At 55.2% G+C, this 17,644-nt stretch carries 18 protein-coding genes; all 18 read right to left on the bottom strand.

What is annotated here, in order from left to right; genetic code table 11:
• Nucleotides 1-4 precede the first annotated feature (4 nt).
• Nucleotides 5-676, bottom strand: coding sequence for a class II aldolase/adducin family protein (locus tag HMPREF1985_RS00305; RefSeq protein ID WP_021770403.1), 672 nt, complete (start codon nt 674-676; stop codon nt 5-7).
• The gene (locus tag HMPREF1985_RS00300) at nt 670-1,713 is read right to left on the bottom strand and encodes a LacI family DNA-binding transcriptional regulator (protein ID WP_021770402.1); all 1,044 of its coding nucleotides are present in this window, start codon (nt 1,711-1,713) and stop codon (nt 670-672) included. Before HMPREF1985_RS00300 ends, HMPREF1985_RS00305 begins: the two co-directional genes overlap by 7 nt.
• Before the next feature lie 150 nt (nt 1,714-1,863).
• Nucleotides 1,864-2,949, bottom strand: a complete 1,086-nt coding sequence (gene mtnA, locus HMPREF1985_RS00295) for an S-methyl-5-thioribose-1-phosphate isomerase (protein ID WP_021770401.1) — start codon at nt 2,947-2,949, stop codon at nt 1,864-1,866.
• 13 nt (nt 2,950-2,962) lie between these two features.
• Nucleotides 2,963-4,213: an S-methyl-5-thioribose kinase gene (mtnK, locus tag HMPREF1985_RS00290; protein ID WP_021770400.1), complete on the bottom strand. Its 1,251-nt coding sequence runs from the start codon at nt 4,211-4,213 to the stop codon at nt 2,963-2,965.
• Between the two features lie 16 nt (nt 4,214-4,229).
• Nucleotides 4,230-5,198, bottom strand: a complete 969-nt coding sequence (locus HMPREF1985_RS00285; RefSeq protein ID WP_051349020.1) for an ABC transporter permease — start codon at nt 5,196-5,198, stop codon at nt 4,230-4,232.
• Between the two features lie 31 nt (nt 5,199-5,229).
• Entirely contained in the window at nt 5,230-6,780 is a 1,551-nt protein-coding gene (locus tag HMPREF1985_RS00280) for a sugar ABC transporter ATP-binding protein (protein ID WP_021770398.1), read from the bottom strand.
• A 63-nt stretch (nt 6,781-6,843) separates the two neighbouring features.
• Nucleotides 6,844-7,941, bottom strand: a complete 1,098-nt coding sequence (locus tag HMPREF1985_RS00275; RefSeq protein ID WP_040636554.1) for a sugar ABC transporter substrate-binding protein — start codon at nt 7,939-7,941, stop codon at nt 6,844-6,846.
• A gap of 220 nt (nt 7,942-8,161) precedes the next feature.
• Nucleotides 8,162-8,602, bottom strand: a complete 441-nt coding sequence (locus HMPREF1985_RS00270; protein ID WP_021770396.1) for an RbsD/FucU family protein — start codon at nt 8,600-8,602, stop codon at nt 8,162-8,164.
• A gap of 52 nt (nt 8,603-8,654) precedes the next feature.
• Nucleotides 8,655-9,575, bottom strand: coding sequence for a ribokinase (gene rbsK, locus HMPREF1985_RS00265; RefSeq protein WP_021770395.1), 921 nt, complete (start codon nt 9,573-9,575; stop codon nt 8,655-8,657).
• Nucleotides 9,576-9,677: 102 nt separating this feature from the next.
• Nucleotides 9,678-10,970, bottom strand: coding sequence for a glutathionylspermidine synthase family protein (locus HMPREF1985_RS00260; RefSeq protein WP_021770394.1), 1,293 nt, complete (start codon nt 10,968-10,970; stop codon nt 9,678-9,680).
• A 12-nt stretch (nt 10,971-10,982) separates the two neighbouring features.
• The gene (locus HMPREF1985_RS00255) at nt 10,983-11,549 is read right to left on the bottom strand and encodes a hypothetical protein (RefSeq protein ID WP_021770393.1); all 567 of its coding nucleotides are present in this window, start codon (nt 11,547-11,549) and stop codon (nt 10,983-10,985) included.
• Between the two features lie 12 nt (nt 11,550-11,561).
• Nucleotides 11,562-11,993, bottom strand: a complete 432-nt coding sequence (locus tag HMPREF1985_RS00250; protein ID WP_040636552.1) for a DUF350 domain-containing protein — start codon at nt 11,991-11,993, stop codon at nt 11,562-11,564.
• Nucleotides 11,994-12,033: 40 nt separating this feature from the next.
• A complete protein-coding gene (locus HMPREF1985_RS00245; protein ID WP_040636550.1) occupies nt 12,034-13,053 on the bottom strand; it encodes a DUF4178 domain-containing protein in 1,020 nt (339 codons plus the stop codon).
• Nucleotides 13,054-13,189: 136 nt separating this feature from the next.
• On the bottom strand, nt 13,190-15,289 hold the full coding sequence (gene ccsA, locus HMPREF1985_RS00240) for a cytochrome c biogenesis protein CcsA (protein WP_021770390.1): 2,100 nt from the start codon (nt 15,287-15,289) through the stop codon (nt 13,190-13,192).
• Between the two features lie 12 nt (nt 15,290-15,301).
• Nucleotides 15,302-15,667 carry a cytochrome c maturation protein CcmE domain-containing protein gene (locus tag HMPREF1985_RS00235; protein WP_021770389.1) on the bottom strand — a complete coding sequence of 122 codons (366 nt, stop codon included), beginning with the start codon at nt 15,665-15,667 and terminating at the stop codon, nt 15,302-15,304.
• Complete coding sequence (locus HMPREF1985_RS00230; RefSeq protein ID WP_040636548.1) at nt 15,667-16,308, bottom strand: cytochrome c biogenesis protein; 642 nt, start codon at nt 16,306-16,308, stop codon at nt 15,667-15,669. The genes HMPREF1985_RS00235 and HMPREF1985_RS00230 overlap by 1 nt, the downstream gene beginning before the upstream one ends.
• Before the next feature lie 28 nt (nt 16,309-16,336).
• Entirely contained in the window at nt 16,337-17,008 is a 672-nt protein-coding gene (locus HMPREF1985_RS00225; RefSeq protein ID WP_040636546.1) for a heme exporter protein CcmB, read from the bottom strand.
• The gene (locus HMPREF1985_RS00220) at nt 16,965-17,633 is read right to left on the bottom strand and encodes an ABC transporter ATP-binding protein (protein ID WP_040636544.1); all 669 of its coding nucleotides are present in this window, start codon (nt 17,631-17,633) and stop codon (nt 16,965-16,967) included. Before HMPREF1985_RS00220 ends, HMPREF1985_RS00225 begins: the two co-directional genes overlap by 44 nt.
• Nucleotides 17,634-17,644: the final 11 nt, after the last annotated feature.

The following is a 17,644-nucleotide window of genomic DNA, read 5'->3' as shown; positions in this document are numbered from 1 at the left end:
GCCTCTACTTTTGATGTGAAAATTGGATTTCTTTTGGATATTCCCATTTCTGCAATTCTTCTGCAGAAAACACCGGCGGCTCGATCCCATTGCCTGCCGTCAGGGCATGGTGATACATCTCTGCCAGTTCCTCGATATAGGCTGCCTTCAGGTATGCCTCCTCAATCGAGCTTGCGTCAACGGCCATCGCCCCGTGTCCCTGCATGAGCAGGACATCTGCCTCCTGCAGCGGCTCCACGATGGAGTCTGCAAGTGCAGGGGTTCCCGGGCGTCCATACCGCGCGACAGGAATCCGCGCCTTTTTGCAATTCAGATGCGACAGCTCGTAAATGATGGCAGGAATCGGCTTTGCCAGTACGGCGAATGTGGTTGCATACATGGAATGCGTGTGCGCAACCGCACGCAATTCCGGACGAAGCGCGTAAGCTCTGATGTGGACAAGTGCCTCGCTTGTCGGACGAAGGCATGTTTTATTCTCCACAACCATCGCATCCATGTTCATGACGACCATGTCATCGACGGACAATCGCTCACGATCTGCGCCCGTCGGCGTGATGACAAGATAGCCTGTCTTTTCATCACGCATCGAAAAATTCCCAGACTTATGCTTGCACAGCCCCTCTCGTTGCGCTTTCTGTGCAACGAGCAAAACTCGATCTTTCAACTCCTCTAGCATGTTCCGCCTCCTTTCCACTGCCTATCCGATTCGGGCAAGATTCTCGCCACGGACTTTCGCCGTATCAGCTTCGCTCCTGTAAAAATCTTCATTGGCGCGCTGTCCCCTTCCGCTATCGACAGCACACGCTCAATCGCCAAGCGTCCCATCCGTGTTTTCTCCAAGCGAACCGTCGTCAGCTCTGGTCTCGTGATGGCACTGATGGTCAGATCATCAATTCCCATCACGGAAACATCCTCCGGCACCCGCTTTCCGAGCTTATCCAGCGCAAGGAGCGCATTGATTGCAATCGTGTCGTTATCTGCGACAAGCGCCGTGGGAAGGTCATTCGGATCAAGCTGCTCCAGCAGGGAATCGCAATAGGAATCAATGTCATCTGCTGTCGTATAGGCATAGCGCGATTCCCAAGTCAGTCCCAAGGACTGCATGACATCGCCAAATGCATGTGTCCGCGCCTCCATATTGCTGACCGGGCATTGCGTCGTGATATGCCCTATCCTGCGATGCCCCATCTCATAGAGATGCTTTACTGCCATATAAATCGCATAGGCATTGTCCATGACGACCACATTGTAGTTTTGCCACCTCATTTCATTGTCGAGTATGACAAGCGGTGCATGGAACTTGCTCAGCACCTCCGCTCGATTCGGAGGAAACTCCGTCGCAAGGAACACGATACCGAAATCCTCTTCCTCATTGATTTTCGGAATCATCTCCTCCAAATCATCCGCGCTCACATTCGTGATGGATAAGATCATGTCATTTCGATGCGCCATTTGTTCCATCCCATCCGTAATGCGGGAAATGAAGTCCCCATTCTGCTCCACCATAAAGCCTTGCTCTTTGTACTTGACAAATCGCACCGTGTTTCGCTGCCCTTGTCTTTTCCCTCGTGCCTTCCATTGATAGCCCGTTTCTTCCACAATGCGCAGAATCTCTTCCCTTTTTTCCGCGCCCACGCCATCTTTATCATTCAGCACAAGCGAGACGGTCGTCTTCGACACGCCCGCAAGCCGCGCAACATCTTCCAGCGTCATACGTTTTTTTCCGCTTCTTCTAGCCATATTCCCTTTCCTGCTCAGGACACTTCTGAAACCACTTGGCGGGACAATTCGTCGTGTGTCCCGTGCTTATTGTAGCGAAAGCTGTAGCAAGAATCAAGAAAATGGAAAATTCATCCTGATTTCCTATGCGCTTTCCCGCATCTTTTTGCGGATTTCTTTCAATGACGTTTCGTAGGGAGGGCGCGCGACCCCATATTCTGTTACAAATCCCGTGACCAGCGTATGATCCGTTACGTCAAATGCTGGATTGTACGTTTTGACCCCTTTCGGTGCCATACGTTCCTTATACCACATTTCCGTAATTTCCTCTGCCGCCCGCTCCTCGATGGGAATGTCCGCCCCCGTTGGCATATCAAAATCAATCGTGGAAGTCGGCGCGCAGACATAAAAGGGGATGCTGTAGTACTTGGCCAATATAGCCACCCCCGATGTACCGATCTTGTTTGCCGCATCGCCATTGCCTGCCACGCGGTCACACCCGACAAAGACGGCCTGCACCCAGCCATTTTTCATAACAGAGGATGCCATATTGTCACAGATCAGCGTCACGTCAATCCCCGCCGAGCAAAGCTCATAGGCCGTCAGGCGCGCCCCCTGCAAAAGAGGGCGCGTCTCATCGGCAAACACCTTGAACCTGTAGCCACGTTCATGCCCTAAGTACATCGGAGCAGTTGCCGTGCCATACTTTGCAGTCGCAAGCTGGCCTGCATTGCAGTGTGTAAGAAGTCCATCGCCTGGCTTCACCAGTTCCAGCCCGTAGGCACCGATCCTCTCACAGATGTGAATGTCCTCCGCCTTGATGCGAAGCGCCTCGCACCGCAGGAGTTCCACAACCTCTCGGACAGATGTGCCGCGCGCAAGTGCCTCGTGTGCCACGCCCTCCATGCGCCGCAGCGCCCATGAAAGGTTCACCGCCGTAGGGCGCGACGAGTCGAGATACGCCGTGGCCTCAAAGAACCTCTTTTGGAACTCTGTCCCGTCCTCCGTGTTGATTTCGAGCGCTGCAAGGTAGGCACCGATTGCCGCCGCATCGCCGATGGCGGGCGCGCCGCGCACCTGAAGCTCATGAATTGCTGTCCAAATCTCCTTTTGCGTCTTCAAATGCAAGATCTCTGTTTTTCCCGGCAGCTTCGTCTGATCAATGATGACGAGTGCCCTCTCACTCTCGGACAGCTCCAAGGTTTCATAGTCGAGAATGCTCTTCCCCATTTTTCTCCTCCTCTCAAGCTTCCTCCAGTTCTTTCTTCTGCACCTTTTCCTCCACGCGATGGATCGCCGCCTCATAGTCCGCGCCCTTTCGGAACGATTCACGATGCAGGATGCAGTCCTTCGCGAGAAGAATACACGTGCGTTCCGCCCGTGTCCGCTTCGCTTCGTCCGCAATGGCCGTCAAATCCTTCACATTTGCCATGCCGACAGTCCGACGGATAAGTTCCAGTCCCATGACACCGGCCGTGTCAGCAAGGACACGCCCCATATAATAGTCCAAAAATCCCTTCACTTTCGCCATCGGCTCACGCGCCCTTTCCTTCCAAAGCGCCTTGAATTTTGCCGTGAACTGATCCACAATGGAAACCATGGTCGACAGCGTCCAGTTGCAGAACACCTCCTTCTCCCCTTCCTTCTCAATCGTCGCAAATCCGTTGCATCGTGCAAAGAAAAGATTGGCAAGGATATTCCCCACATCATAGCCCATCGGCCCATAGAATGCGAACTCGGGATCGAACACGAAGGTGTGCTCTGGATTAATAAATACCGAACCGCTATGCAAATCTCCGTGAATGAGCGCCTGCGCATCGTTCATGAAAGAAAATTTTAATTTAGCGACCTCCAAATGAAGTGCTTCATCTTCATACAACTCCTTCCTGACAAATGCAGCATTTGGCGGATAGACGTTGTTTCGCTTTTTCTGGTCATTGTATGGCTCCGTGTAAACCAAATCTTCCGTAATCTCACAAAGATCTGGATTGATAAAGCTTCGGACCAGCTCTTTTTTTTTCTTGTGATCCAGCACGACATCTGTTGAAAGGAGCAGGGAACGCGCCATAAAAGTAGATATATCCTCCGCGAAACGAGGATAGGTCTCATGGCGCAGGAGTCCCGTACGCATCATGCTGTGTCCAACCATATCCTCCATCAAAATAGCGCACATGACCTCGTCGTAGGAATAGACTGTCGGAACGAGGCCTGGCGCAAGATCGGACTGAATCGACAGGATTTTTGCCTCAATCCTGCCCCGATCCGTCGACAGGCGCATTTCCTTTGAAATACGCGTCTCTTCTCCAGCCTGCTTGATGATGATGGATTTCCCTGACCCCTCATCCTTCACGCGAAAGACATAATTTAGATTGCCATCACCAATCTCCTTCGCGGAAAGAACTGCGCCTGCGGGGAAAAAATCCGGCAGCTTTTTCCTGACATACCCCGGCACATCCTCCGCCTTCATCAAAAAATATGTCTCATACTCCCTCATAACAAATCTCCCTTTCCTATTTTTTTGCGATGGAATAGGTCATCGCAAGGGCGAGGGCAAGAACCAAGCCCTTGATGATGTTCATCGCATAGTATGGCACCGCCATCATGATAAGCCCATTTTCGAGAATGCCAACGAGCACCGCGCCGATGAGCGTGCCAAACGCATTCGGCTTTCCCGCTCCGCCAACTGAAAACCCGATGAATGCCGCCGCAACCGCCGGCATCAAGAAGGCGTCGCCTGCGCTGACCTGCGCCGTTCCCACGCGCGCCGCAATACAAATGCCGCCAATGGCCGAAAACGCGGCCGACATTAGGTACGCCAATATCTTATAGCGGTTAACCGGAATGCCGGACAGCTTCGCCGCCTCTGGATTCCCGCCTATCGCGTACATATAACGCCCATACTTCGTATAGTTCAGAAAGAAAAACGCAAATGCCACGACGACAAGCATCAGAATGACGAGGTTTGGCTCAATGCCGAGCGTCTTGAACGCCGCCGGCACAAGCCCTTCCGCATGAATGCCGTCGGGACGAACCATGCGCTCCGTGATTGCGCCGCCGTTCGAGTAGGTAAGTGCCACACCTTGATACATAAACATGACCGCAAGCGTTGCGATCATATCCGGGATCTTCAACCTCACAATGAGAATCGAGTTCACCACTGCGACCGTCAGGCAGGCCAAGATCGTGAGCGCGATGGACGCACCAATGGACATGCTGTACCATACAAACATCGTCATAACGAACGTATCTGCCAGGTTCGCTGTCGCGCCGACCGCGAGATCCATGCCGTTTACCGCGAGCGAATAGGTAAGCCCTATCGCAATAATCGCCATGATGGAAATGGAGCGCAGGATCGTGATGACGTTGTCCGTCGTCAGAAACAGGCTTGAGTTCGTACTGTCATCCCAGTTTACGATCGAGAAGAACACAAATGTCACGACCGTGACGAGAAGTGTTCCCCACTTTTTGACAAAGCGCATGATTTTCCCCCTACGCTCGTCATTTCCCGCATCAGCCTGTCCTACGGTTTTCTTCGCCTCGTCCATTTGAATCTCCGCCTCCCGTCGAATAGTACAGCAGCGTCCGCTCGTCCGCCTCCGCCGCACTCAGTTCCTTGACCATACGCCCATCGTACATGATGTAAATCCGATCACAGATGCTCAAAAGCTCAGAAAACTCGCATGTCGCATAGATGGTGCCCTTTCCCTGTTCCGCAAGCCGCTCGATCAGCTCGTACATATCGCGTTTTGCGCCGACATCAATTCCCTTCGTCGGCTCATCGTAGAGATAGATTTCCGCATCGGAATTGAGCCACTTCGCGAGCACGACTTTCTGTTGGTTGCCACCAGAGAGCAATGCGACCGACTGCTCTTCAGAAGGTGTCTTGATCCCAAGCTCCTTGATCATGGAAAGCGAATCCACACGCTCCTTCCAACGCTTCACAACAGAAAGAAACCCACAGTACTTGGACAACGCCGCTATCGTGATGTTCTCGCGGACAGGCTCGGTGATTAGGATGCCCTCCTTGCGTCGCTCTTCTGGAACGAGTGCAAGTCCGCCTTGCACGGCATGAAGGGGGGAATCGAACCGCACTTCCTTGCCGCGAAGCCGCATACTGCCCGTTTCATGCGGGATCGCTCCAAACAGTGCCTTGCACAGCTCCGTCTTTCCTGCACCGACAAGTCCCGCGATTCCGACAATCTCCCCCGCACGCACGTAAAAATCGATGTCCTGCACGCTCTTATCCTTTGTCGTCAGACCGTTTACTTCCAAGATCTTGTCGCCAAGCGTTATCTCATGCTTGGCGTATGCCTCATCGAAGCTCCTGCCCAACATATACGCGACGATTTTATTCTGCGGCAGCTCCTTCGTCAATGGCATACGAACAACATTCCGTCCATCTCGCATAATCGTAATCGTATCGCAAATCTCATACAGCTCGTTTAACCGATGTGAAATGAATACCACAGCGACCCCGTCGGCTGAAAGCCCCCGCACGACGCGAAACAAGTCCTCCGTCTCCGCATTGGAGAGCGGCGCTGTGGGCTCGTCCAGTATAAGCATCCGGCATTCGCCCGCCATGCAGCGAGCAATGAGCACCATCTGCTTTTGGGCAAGCGTCAGATCTCCAACAATCGCATCCGGATCCAACTCGACACGAAGCTTTTTGAGCACCTCCTGCGACTCGAGCCGCATCTTGCGCCAATCAACGAGAAATCTCCCTTTCATGTCATTGACCATGCGGTTGAACATGACGTTTTCGGCTACGGACAGATAGGGGATAAGGGCTGTATCGACCTCCTGGTAGACAATCTCGATGCCAAGATGCTTCGCATCCTTTGGGGAACGGATTTCAACGTTCTTCCCATCGATGACAATCTGCCCCGCATAATGCGTATTATCTCCTGCAAGCACCTTCATGAGCGTTGATTTGCCGGCTCCATTTGCACCCACAAGGGCATGAACCTGTCCTCCCACGGTCTCAAAGTCCACGCCCTTTAATGCCTTGACGCCCGGAAACTCAATCTCGATCTTCTTCATTTCCAGCTTGATTCGTTCCATCCAATCACCTCCCAAAGAAAACGGGACGCGCAAAGCGTCCCGTTTCCTGCCTTGCACCTTGATTTACGGATTTACATAAAGTGCACGAACCTGATCCGTGTAAAAGGAAGTCTCCGGATCCTCTGCATTGCCCCAGTCCGGAATGATGCCAGACAAATCCGTCATCTTCGTACCCTCAGAAAGCTGCGTCGTCAGAATGCTGTTCGCCTTCAGGTTATAGTAGTCCGGCGTATCGATCCCGTTGAGCTTCATTGCCATGAGGCGCATATCCACAATGCCAATCAGCTTCGGATCAACTGCTGCAGTGGACTTCCATACGTCCCTGTTCGTGACCATGAGCTGAATATCATCGTTTGAAATATCGATCGTGTACATTGGAATATCCGTGCGGTGCGCGTCGTTGAGTGCTTGGAGGACGCCCTTTGCAAGCTCGTCGTAAGAGCCCCAAATCGCATCGACATCCCCCGCCGCAATGGTCGGCAGAATAGCGGCCGCCTTCGTCGTCTCATCGCCGCGCGCATTAGATGGATCCGACGGCGAAATCGTATAGACCGTCTTGATCCTGCCTTCCTGCTCCAGCTTCATATAGACCTGATTGCGGCGATCCAATGGCGGCACGCCAGGTCCCATGAATGTCTTTAGAACCTTGACCGGATAGACACCGCCCTTCGCCTCAAATTCCTTCATCATCTGACCGAGCGAAAGCTCCGCAAGCGCCTTGTCGTCCTGCGCCGTCGAAGTCACGCCTGGCAGAAGATCGCCATTCGGGTCGCCTCCCTTCATGGGAAGCGTGTCAAATGTGACAACCTTCATCCCCTTTTCGACGGCCGGCATGAGCATGTCGTAAGAATACGAGAGCTGCCCGTGCGAAACAATGATGCCATCATAGCCCTTCGATATGCACTGGGCGACCGTTTCTTGGCATTTTGAATCGATGCCGTCCGTCACAAACGTATCGACTTGATAGCCAAATTTCTTCCCTTCCGAAACACATCCATCTAAGAACTGCTGCGTGTGATCGCCCGACTGAAGATTGCGAACAACTGCAATCTTCTTTACGGCCTTGCCCCCTCCGCTATCTCCCGACTTCTGCCCGCCGCAGCCCGCCACCAAGGCAAGGACGGACACCATGCACAATAGAATCAAACCGATCCGCTTCACAAGAATCTCCTCCCATCATGATCTGAACGTTTCTTAACCAACTAGTCAAAAACTACTTTTCGAGCGTTCTTTCCATACCTAAGCTGATCTATCCTCCTTTCTCTGGATAAGAGGATGTACTTAACTTCATATGTATATATTAAGTTAAGTTACTAAACTTGTCAAGATATTTAGTCAACTATTCGAAAGTAATCGAACAAATTGGAAACAATATCCGACTTCAATTTACTCCCTTTTGCAGAATCACGCATCCATAGGGATGACGCTCCCCTGTCGAAACGATGGCGAATGCCTTTTTTGCCTGTTCATAAAAGGCAAATCGGTCAATGAATCCAATGCACGACTCTCCTTTTTTCACATGGTGCGACACAGCACGAGCAAAGTCGTCCCATACTGTCGGACGCGGCTGTCCCTGCCTGTTTGCCATATCCATAATCAACACGGGATGTTCCGCAAACTCTGTATCAAGCGGCATAATTCGCAGAATAGCATCGAGCATCTCCGCCGCGCCGATCCCATCTGCGTGGATCGTGACGCCACTTTGCGCCATGGATGTAGCAGGAAAAAAATCATCTGCCAGCACGATCTGATCGCCATGTCCCATTTCCGCCAGTGCTTTGAGCAAATCCGGATTGATGCATGCAGGTATTCCCTTTAGCATTAAATCGACCTCCTGTTGAGCTCCATTTTTTTAAGGACGCACGGATACTCCCCTAGACGTGTTCGGCAAGAAACGCTTCCACTTCTTCCTGCGTCGGATACGATGCCTGTGCGCCTCTTCGCATCACGCTCAGCGCCGCGAAATCGCACCCCGCCCGCATTGCGTCCAGAACATTTCCCCCTCTCACATAATGCGCCGCAAAGCATCCGATAAAAGCATCACCTGCACCAGTCGTATCCACCGCCTTGACCATATGCGCCTCGACGTACTTCGCGCCTTCCTGCGTCATCCAAAGAGCTCCTCTCGCTCCCATGGTCACAATGACATGAGACAAACCGCGCCGGATGAGCTCCATTGCCGCCGCTTCGATCTCCTGCCGCGTATCCGTTTTCCTTCCCGAAAGAAGGGAAAGCTCTGTTTCATTTGGCACGAAAAAGTCGCAAGCACATACTGTTTCCATATCGAGCTCCGCTTTCGCAGGAGCAGGGTTCAGCAAAACGGGAACGCCATTTCGGTGCCCGACCTCGACGGCGCGGCGTACGGTATCCAGTGGGATTTCGAGCTGCAAAAGGATCATGCTGCACGTCTTCAGTGCTTCTTCTGCCGCATCTACATCTTCCGGCAAGAGCGCATTGTTTGCTCCTTTATGAATTACGATACAATTCTGTCCATTCGTATCAACAACAATCGTTGCTGTCCCGCTCTGCAAGGCTTGGATCCGCTTCAAATGTGACACGTCTATGCCATTTGCCTTGAAATTTGCGATCGTCGCCTCGCCAAAGACATCGCCTCCCACACAGGAAAGCATCAGGATCTCCGCGCCACATCGTGCAGCGGCGATTGCCTGATTCGCCCCCTTTCCTCCACGACCAACCGTAAAGCCAGTCGATTCCAGTGTTTCTCCTGGCCTAGGCATCCGATTGACATAGGAGGTCAAATCCGTCATATTCGAGCCAATAACCGCAAGTTTCATATTTCCCCTTCTTTCCTTTTTTACATAAATATAAAAATTTATGCTATTATTTAGTCATTTTCAACTAAACAATAGCATAAAATCAATTCATTGTAAAGTTATTCAAGAAAGAACCAATGGTAAAAAGTACGCCTCCGTCCCCGCAATCGCTTCGGGTGAGAAGCGGCAGCCGACGGCGGACGGGGTGCCGAGAAGCATGAAGCACGATAGGGTCAGATAGCCTTCCTTCATGCCGCTGTCCACGGTATGCGTGAAGCGCTTCTGCTGGATGAAGTCCTGGTACATACGGTGCTTGCTCTCGCGGCATACGATGTCCTCATAGCCTTCGACGAGCTTTTCTTCCGTCATCTCCGCATGGTTGCCGCGCTTTTGCAGGACACAGACGTTTCGCCCCTCGCGGCCCCAAATTTCTTTTTGGATGTAGTCGCCGTCGTCCAGCGCATCAAAATCGCTCTCAAAGTACGACGGGGCGAGGTAGCGTGCGAGGATCTCACGCTCATGCGCGGAAAAACACTGTTTCGCAAAGTAGAGCGCCCAGACGAGCGACATGAACGATTTGTTTTGCAGGATGATCGCCTCAGGCGGGTTGAACAGAAAAAACTTGCCAGCCCGGTATAGATCGAGAAAGATTTCACCGAGCGGCTCGCCTTCTGGCGTCATCTCGTCGATGAGGATCTCGAGCGGATGCAGGCGGTAGAGCGCAGAGGCGTGTGCGCCGTCTTCAAGCACGATGCCGTCCTTGTCGAGTTCCATGTCGTAGAATGAGAGGAATCGGATATCCGCGTAGGGACATGCCTCCTGCATCACGTGCATGAGGAACTGCGTCGTCGCGCAGTCTTCGACATAGTCATGAAAACACGAAAAGACGAAGGGACGGCGCAGGAAATCCTGCGCGCTGAGATTCACGACGGGACGGCTCAGCGTACGGTGCATTTTTGCGAGGAACGTGCGAAGCTGATCCATCGCCCCCGCGTTTGGGTCGCCGCGATGGGTGAAATCCGCTGCGACGCTGTTTGCATAGTAACTCTCGATGACGAAGCACGGCGTATCGGCGTTGAGCTCGACCATGCGCAGATTGCCTGCCGCGTCGAGCACGAAGTCGAACCGCGAAAGCCAAGTCGGCGAGCAGAGCGGGTTCGGCGTATGAAGGTACGGAATGATATTTTCCGGCATATCCATCTCCCGCGCAAAATCCGCTGGCGCCTTTTGAAAGACCGTCGCCGCCTTGGCAAAAATCCGAAAGAGCTCACGCGAAGCAAAGCGCAGCTCCTCGTAAAACGAAGACGGAAATTCCTGTATGGAAAGCGTTGGGTAACGGTCTTCGTACCCTTCATAGTCAATGAAGGAAAAAACCGAAGGGTCGAGTGCGTCGATATACGATGTTTTTGGTTTCACTGCATAGCCCCCTTACGATCCGCCGGAACGCACGCCCGCACTGCCAAATCCCGACTTCCTTCCGACGAAATTCGCGCGGCTGCTCTTCTTGCCGTCGTAGCTTCGCGTGCTGCTTCCGCCTCTGCTGCCGTGAAAGTAAAAATTTCGTGCCCCCGTCCCCTTTGCCACGTAGGGCGGCACATAGGGCACGAGCGGCTCGCTTACGCGATAGGTCATCGAAGCGAGATCCATGCGAGCTGCCGGTGCGGAAAACCCGTGGAAGGCGTAGTACCCTGCGGCGATCGTCGGGATGAGGCTCGCAAGCCCTGCCTGCCATGCGAGGCTTCCGTCTTCCTCGCGGCGGAAGGTGACGGAACGGTCATCGTCGTAGAGCGCCGTTTCCGTCCCGTCCCCATGATTCAGCAGCGTGTACCGCGTGCCTTGGTCGTCCTTCAGCCGCGCCTCGCCCGCATTGTATTCGGGTGCAATCCAGTCGCAGACGGCAAAGGAAATGTCTTCCCAATAGGCATACGTCCCAATCGCCGCGACTGCAGCAAATCCTGCCGCGATGCAGCGTGTCCTTTTGCTCGGTCTATACATGGCGCATCCCCTTCAGTGTACCGCACCGGAGACAACGAGCGAGATGCCGACGAAGATGCCGAATACCAAGATGCCAGCCGCCGTGTTGCCCTTCATGATTTCTTCAGTGAGATTGTATTTCCGATGCCAAAAACGGATGAAATAATATCCCGCCACAAAGAAAATGATGCCGATGATCGCGTAGGCAAGGCTCGCAACGACGCCGTGGAAAAAAGACGTGTCCACCGCCTCTGTATTCGGCGAGAGAATGACGGCGCGCAGGATCTCGCCGATGCCGATAAACGAGCCTGCTGAGAGCCATGCGACGGCGCGGTTCCCTTTTTGGATCTCCTCGCCGAAGCCGCCGGGAATCAAAACATCTATGACGGTGTTTGCCGTAATCATCAAGACGATGCCGAAGCAAGCGTAAAATATGGTGAGCAAAAGGTTTGGCAAATTTTCCATGGCAATAACTCCTCCCAGTCTTTCCATTTCCTCTACAGCTTCAGATGCGCGCTTTCCCCTGCGCATCGTTTGGCAGCACGTATTCCCTGCCGTTCCGCTCCCCTTGCCGAATCATCTGGGCATAGCGATCCAGCACGTAGCTGCGCGCCGGCGCACTTTGCACGCGTTCCGCTTCGCCAATGAGCTCGCCGCTTTTCCCGACACGAACGCGCGTCTGGCCGCCTTCCTCGTAAATGAGGCAGGTTTCCCCTTTTTGCATGCAAATTGCGATACGCGCATCGGACGCTCCCGTATCCTGCACGGCATACCGCACATCGCCGCCCGCCGATTCGATGAAATCGATTGCGACGCTTGCCGGATCGCGCCATGTCGTGAACTGATGCATCTGATCCTGCGCGGCTTCTTTGTCCTCGATAAAGTACGGAGAATCCGACATCCGCTCTTCCATCGTATACGGAAAGCCCAATACATTACGCACGTCATGCCACGTCGTGCCTTCTGACCACGCGATGAATCCGATGCTGACGAAAAAGAACGCCCAATATATCTTAGCTATCCGCCAAACGTCCCTGCGCCGATCCGCATGCAGGCGAGCCGAAAGGATACGTGCATCCGCATCGCTGCACAGACGGATCTCCCGTATCCTTCTTCCAGAGGCGCAAAACACCTTGCCCGCTTGATTCGATTCAGACGTCATCGAACCTTCTCGCCAACGTTCGATGAAAAACAGGAATTTCCCATCGGCGCTTTCATACTCTTCGTAGTCGGCAAAATCGCCGCGCGCCGCATCGCTCGTCCCATTGACGCGGATTACCTTCTGCACGCCTTTTCCGCAAAGGCGAAATCCCTGCGGCGGCGTCTTTTGGTAGGTGATCTGTGAAAGCACGCACCGCGCGCCATCATCGGAAATGGTCAAATACCACTTCGCGCCGCTCTGTTCGGGCTTTAGCCCATACTCCTGCCAGCGCTCGTCCCCATCCTTCTCGCGGTATGAAATCTTTTCGGCAATGCCGTATTTTCTCCCTTCGATTTCGAGCACATCATAGCATTGGAATTCCATAGGCACCATCCTTCCCGTACGGTTAGCATTATACAAAGCATTTATGAGAAACAAATAATAAAAATTCAAAATGCGCGACATTTTCGTATTTATTCTCATAAAAAAAGCTGCCGCAGAATCTGCGGCAGTCTTTCCCTTATTTCTTTATGGCAACCAATGTGCCCACGGTCAAGGTGATCGTGCCAAGCCAAAGCACCCAGATGAACGGCTTTGTGCTCACCGAGGCGGTGACGGGCTGCATGCTTTCTTCTTCACGCGACGGGAGAAGCTCCAAGCGCGCCATGCGGCGGTCGCCCGACACGCCCGTCAGGCGGATGCGCTTCTTGCCGCCCATGATGTCAATCGGCGTGCTCGTCCCGCCGTCCGCCGTCGCAAAAATCTGCGGCTGCACGTGCTCGACGGTCTCGCCATCGGTCACGGCAATGTCCGCCGTCACGATCGTATTGCCGTTCTCCTGCGAGTCCAGCTCGACGCCCTCGTAGCGGTAGGCGAAGAAGTCGTCCATCTCGAACTTGCCCTCCTTGAGCGTGACTTCCATCTGCTTATCCTTCTTCGGCGGTATCGGCGCGATGTAGGTATCGCCGAAGAACGTCTTTGCAATGGCCGGCTCGCGCGCCGCATCTTCGCCGTTCTTGTGCAGCTTCGTGAGCGCCTTGGCCTCCGTGCCGTCCACCTCGTAGACGTAGTGCTTTTCCGTTCCGTCCTGCGCGAACTCCTGCCCTTTGTACGCAATCGTATGGCCGAATGCGTTTACGGGCTCATTGGGCGTGAGCTCCATCGATGCCGACTGGCTGCCCGTGCCTGCGAGCACCATCGCGACAAAGGAGACGCCGACAGCACCGTGCGAGAGCAGCGCGCCGAGCCCGAGGGTCTTGGCACGGTAGCCCACGACAGCCGCCCCGACGGCGAACATCGAGAAAGCGGAGAGCACGATGGGCATGACCTCGCGAATGCCGACGGCGAGCGGCGCAAAGACGCCGAAGCCGAGGAACACGGATGGCAGCACTGCGTGCGGCAGCTTCGCGTCCGCGCCATAGCGGCGCATGCTCGCAACCGCCATCGCGAGCATGAGCGCAATCGCAAGCGGCATCGTCGTGCGCACGTAGAACGCACTGTCAACGGAGGAAGGACTCCCGACGAGCTGCGAGAGCAGCGGCATGGACATGCCGATGAAGACGATTGCCGCGAGGAACACGAGGAGCATCGCACCTAGGAGCATGATGAACTCGCGGCTCGAATGAGCAGGATAGACTTCTCCTTTCGGCAGCGAGTCCGCCTTTGCCGCGAGCAGGATGAGCCCTGCAACGAGCACGAGCGCGTTGGCGACGGCAAGCGTCATGCCGATGCTCGTTCCCGAAAACGAATGGACGGAGAAATCGCCCAGGATGCCGCTGCGCGTGAGGAACGTCCCGTAGATAACGAGTGCATACGTGAAGAGGATCGCGAGATGGAGGACAGAAGCCGCTGCGTCGCGCACGCGCGCGACGCGCAGGATATGGAGGAATGCCGCTGCGAGGAGCCACGGCACGAGCGAGGAGTTCTCGACGGGATCCCAGCCCCAGTAGCCGCCCCATCCGAGTACCTTGTACGCCCAGTAGCCGCCCATGAAGATGCCTGCGCCCAAGAAGCTCCATGCAACAAGCCCCCAGCGGCGTGCCGGCTCAAGCCACGTTTTCAGCGGATCGCCTGCAAGCAGCGAGCCTGCCGCATACGAAAGCGGCACGGCAAAAAGCGCGTAGCCAATGAAGATGACCGGTGGGTGAAACGCCATCCACGGGTCTTGCAGAAGGGGATTCAGCCCCATGCCGTCCTGCACGACGGATTCCGCAGGCACGAAAGGGCTTTTCGCGAGAACGAGAATGACGAGCAGCGCCTGCAACGCCATGTAGACGGCCAGCCCATAGCGTCCCATGCGATCATGCGCGGCGAGCACGATGCCCGCGGCGGCGTGGATGAAAAGCCACAGGAGGAACGAGCCTTGCTGCCCTGCCCAAAACGCGGAAAACTTGTAAAATGCGGACAACTCACGCGAGGAATAGCTCGCGACATAGCCGATGTCGAAGCGATTCTGAAAAATCGCCGCCATGAGGAACACGCTTGCCGCAAGCGTCGTCAAAAAGGAGAGCGCGACGAACGTGCGCCCGTACCGCGCCCCGTACTCGCCGCGCATGCCGTAGGCGAGTACGGCGAGCAGCGCGAAAAAGAGTGCAGCCCCGAGGGATATCGTACCAAACATAAAAGATGCTCCTTATTTCTGCGATTCATACTTCGACGGGCATTTGATCAGCAATTTGTCCGCCTCAAAGACGCCGCCCTTTACCTTGCCAATCGCGACGATATGGTGTGCCTCGTCGAACTGGTCGGGTTTCATGCCGTGGTAGCGGACGGGAAGCGTCTCTCCCGTTTCCTCATCCTGGAGCGTGAATACAAAATCGTTCCCGTCCATCTTCGGCGCAGGCGCCTCCTTTGCAAGCAGCCCCTTGACCTGCACCGAGGACGCGCTTGCCTTTGCCTCCCGGATGCCGACGTACGGCGTCACCGAGTCCATAAAGCTCCAGCCAGCATACCCGACAAAGGCGAGCACGAGCGCGGCGAGGACCAACATGCGATTCATCAAAATCCCTCCCTATGCGCCCGTACGCTGCGGCGCAGCAGTGTGATGTAGATCAGCGTCGCGTCGATCAAAGCAGCAATCAGGGTATAAAGCATGACGGCGTCCATATCGACCGAGCCTCTCGCATTGACGACAGGCGTCGGATGCAGCGAAAAATAAAGGCGCGGAATGATAAAGACGAGAAATGGGACAGTCAGAACGGAAAACAGGGAATAAATGGCAGAAACCCTTGCGCGACGCGCTTCATCCTGTATGGCGGAGCGAAGCGTCAAATACGCACCGTAGATGAGCAGGAGGACGAAGATCGTCGTCTGCCGCGGATCCCAGTTCCAGTACGCGCCCCATGTGAGCTTGGAAAAAATCGAGCCGCTTGCCGTCGCAAGGACGGTGAATACGAGCCCCAAGCGCGCCGAACATGCGCTCAGCGCGTCCGCACGCGGCGACGGGCTGCGCAAGTAGCGCGCCCCGTAAAAGGCTGCGACGAAAAACGCGATGACCGCAACCCACGCGACGGGGATGTGGAAAAATGCGATGCGCACGAGCGGTCCGAGCCCCATGGCTTCCGGCACGATGAAGAACACCGCATAGATGACGCCTGCCGTGAGGAGCGCAGCCAGGCCCCATAAATATGAATCCCGCATAAACATTACCTCATACCAAAAACCAAAATCAATCCTCATACCAAAGGGAATCGAAGAGCACGGATGCGCCGACGGCGAGAATCGCATCGTAGAGCGCCATCGCGCCAAGATATGGACTGCCTGCGCCGTCTGCTCCGAAAGACGAAGCCGTCAGCGAAATGGCGGGCAGGAAGACGGGCAGGATGACGGGCAGCATGAGGACGGAGAACAGCCCGCTGTGCGTGCTCGCGTCCGTCGTGAGCGCCGCGATGAGCGTGCCGGCTGCTGCGATGCCGCCCGTGCCAAGAAGGACCGCGCCCAAAAGGACGAGCGGTTCCTTTACCGTCACGTCGAGAAAGACGAGGAAGAGCGGCACCGTGAACGCGGCGAGCACGAGCAGCAGGAAAAATGTGTAGCAAAGTTTTCCGAGCAGCACGGCCTGCGATGCGCCATAGACGCGAAGCGTCAGCAGCGTCCCCGCCGTCGATTCATCGGCAAAGACGCGATCCGCGCCTGCCATCGAGGCAAAGAACAAGATGATCCACAAGAGCGCCGCCTGCATGCGCGGTTCAAGGCTGCCGCCCTGAAGCGCCATGCTCGCGCAGGCGAGCGTCGTCAGAGCAAACATGAGCATCGCCGCCCATGCCGCGCGGAAGCGAAGACCTGCCGTTAGTTCCTTACGAAAGACGAGGCAAATGCCCTGCCAAGCGGATGGTTTCATCAGCTTCCGCCTCCTCTCCCGCATCATTCGTCGCCCAAAGGACGAGCGTGCCGCGCCCTGCCGCTGCGCGCGCTTCCGCGCGCACCATCTCCCGCCCCGCCTCGTCGAGATTGGCGCCCGGCTCGTCGAGCAGCCAAATGCGCGCATCCGTGCCGAATAAGGCTGCGAGCTTCAATCGCTGGCGCATGCCTGTCGAATACCCCTCGACGCGCATGCCCCCTGTCTTTTCCCTCGCAAGCCCGACGCGGCCGAGAAGCGCCTCATATCCTTCTTTCGTGAGCTTTTTCCCGCGTGCGCCGAGAACAAATGCGAGGTTTTCCCATGCGGTCAGGCGCGCGTAAAAGCGAAGCTCAGGGGTCACGAGCGCGATTTTCGCACGCAGGGCAGCCCGGCGCACTTCTTCGCCGTCTATCGCCACGTGCACCGCCCCTTCTTCCGGCATGATGAGATGCGCTGCGAGCTTTAGGAATGTCGACTTGCCGCTCCCATTTATGCCCGTGACCGCCGTGATGCATCCTCCCCGCACCGTTCGCGTCAGCCCATGGATTACCGTATGCGCGCCGAACCGCTTCGTCACGTTCGCAAAGACAATGGACGCGCCTGCATCCGTTTGCCGTTCTTCCATGCTCCCACGCC

Source organism: Mitsuokella sp. oral taxon 131 str. W9106 (assembly GCF_000469545.1).
Lineage (GTDB): Bacteria > Bacillota > Negativicutes > Selenomonadales > Selenomonadaceae > AWVT01.
Note: the sequence above shows the minus strand (reverse complement) of the source record. Positions and strands in the feature narration are given on the sequence as shown.

Bases quoted from the DNA above. Each gene is read 5' to 3' on its own strand.
- HMPREF1985_RS00230 (WP_040636548.1), bottom strand. From the start codon at position 16,308: ATGCGGGATTCATATTTATGGGGCCTGGCTGCGCTCCTCACGGCAGGC.
- HMPREF1985_RS00220 (WP_040636544.1), bottom strand. From the start codon at position 17,633: ATGGAAGAACGGCAAACGGATGCAGGCGCGTCCATTGTCTTTGCGAAC.
- HMPREF1985_RS00225 (WP_040636546.1), bottom strand. From the start codon at position 17,008: ATGAAACCATCCGCTTGGCAGGGCATTTGCCTCGTCTTTCGTAAGGAA.
- HMPREF1985_RS00305 (WP_021770403.1), bottom strand. From the start codon at position 676: ATGCTAGAGGAGTTGAAAGATCGAGTTTTGCTCGTTGCACAGAAAGCG.
- HMPREF1985_RS00250 (WP_040636552.1), bottom strand. From the start codon at position 11,993: ATGGAAAATTTGCCAAACCTTTTGCTCACCATATTTTACGCTTGCTTC.
- rbsK (WP_021770395.1), bottom strand. From the start codon at position 9,575: ATGAAACTTGCGGTTATTGGCTCGAATATGACGGATTTGACCTCCTAT.
- mtnK (WP_021770400.1), bottom strand. From the start codon at position 4,213: ATGAGGGAGTATGAGACATATTTTTTGATGAAGGCGGAGGATGTGCCG.
- HMPREF1985_RS00285 (WP_051349020.1), bottom strand. From the start codon at position 5,198: ATGCGCTTTGTCAAAAAGTGGGGAACACTTCTCGTCACGGTCGTGACA.
- HMPREF1985_RS00235 (WP_021770389.1), bottom strand. From the start codon at position 15,667: ATGAATCGCATGTTGGTCCTCGCCGCGCTCGTGCTCGCCTTTGTCGGG.
- HMPREF1985_RS00300 (WP_021770402.1), bottom strand. From the start codon at position 1,713: ATGACGCTGGAAGATGTTGCGCGGCTTGCGGGCGTGTCGAAGACGACC.
- HMPREF1985_RS00280 (WP_021770398.1), bottom strand. From the start codon at position 6,780: ATGGAACGAATCAAGCTGGAAATGAAGAAGATCGAGATTGAGTTTCCG.
- ccsA (WP_021770390.1), bottom strand. From the start codon at position 15,289: ATGTTTGGTACGATATCCCTCGGGGCTGCACTCTTTTTCGCGCTGCTC.
- HMPREF1985_RS00245 (WP_040636550.1), bottom strand. From the start codon at position 13,053: ATGGAATTCCAATGCTATGATGTGCTCGAAATCGAAGGGAGAAAATAC.
- HMPREF1985_RS00255 (WP_021770393.1), bottom strand. From the start codon at position 11,549: ATGTATAGACCGAGCAAAAGGACACGCTGCATCGCGGCAGGATTTGCT.
- mtnA (WP_021770401.1), bottom strand. From the start codon at position 2,949: ATGGGGAAGAGCATTCTCGACTATGAAACCTTGGAGCTGTCCGAGAGT.
- HMPREF1985_RS00270 (WP_021770396.1), bottom strand. From the start codon at position 8,602: ATGCTAAAGGGAATACCTGCATGCATCAATCCGGATTTGCTCAAAGCA.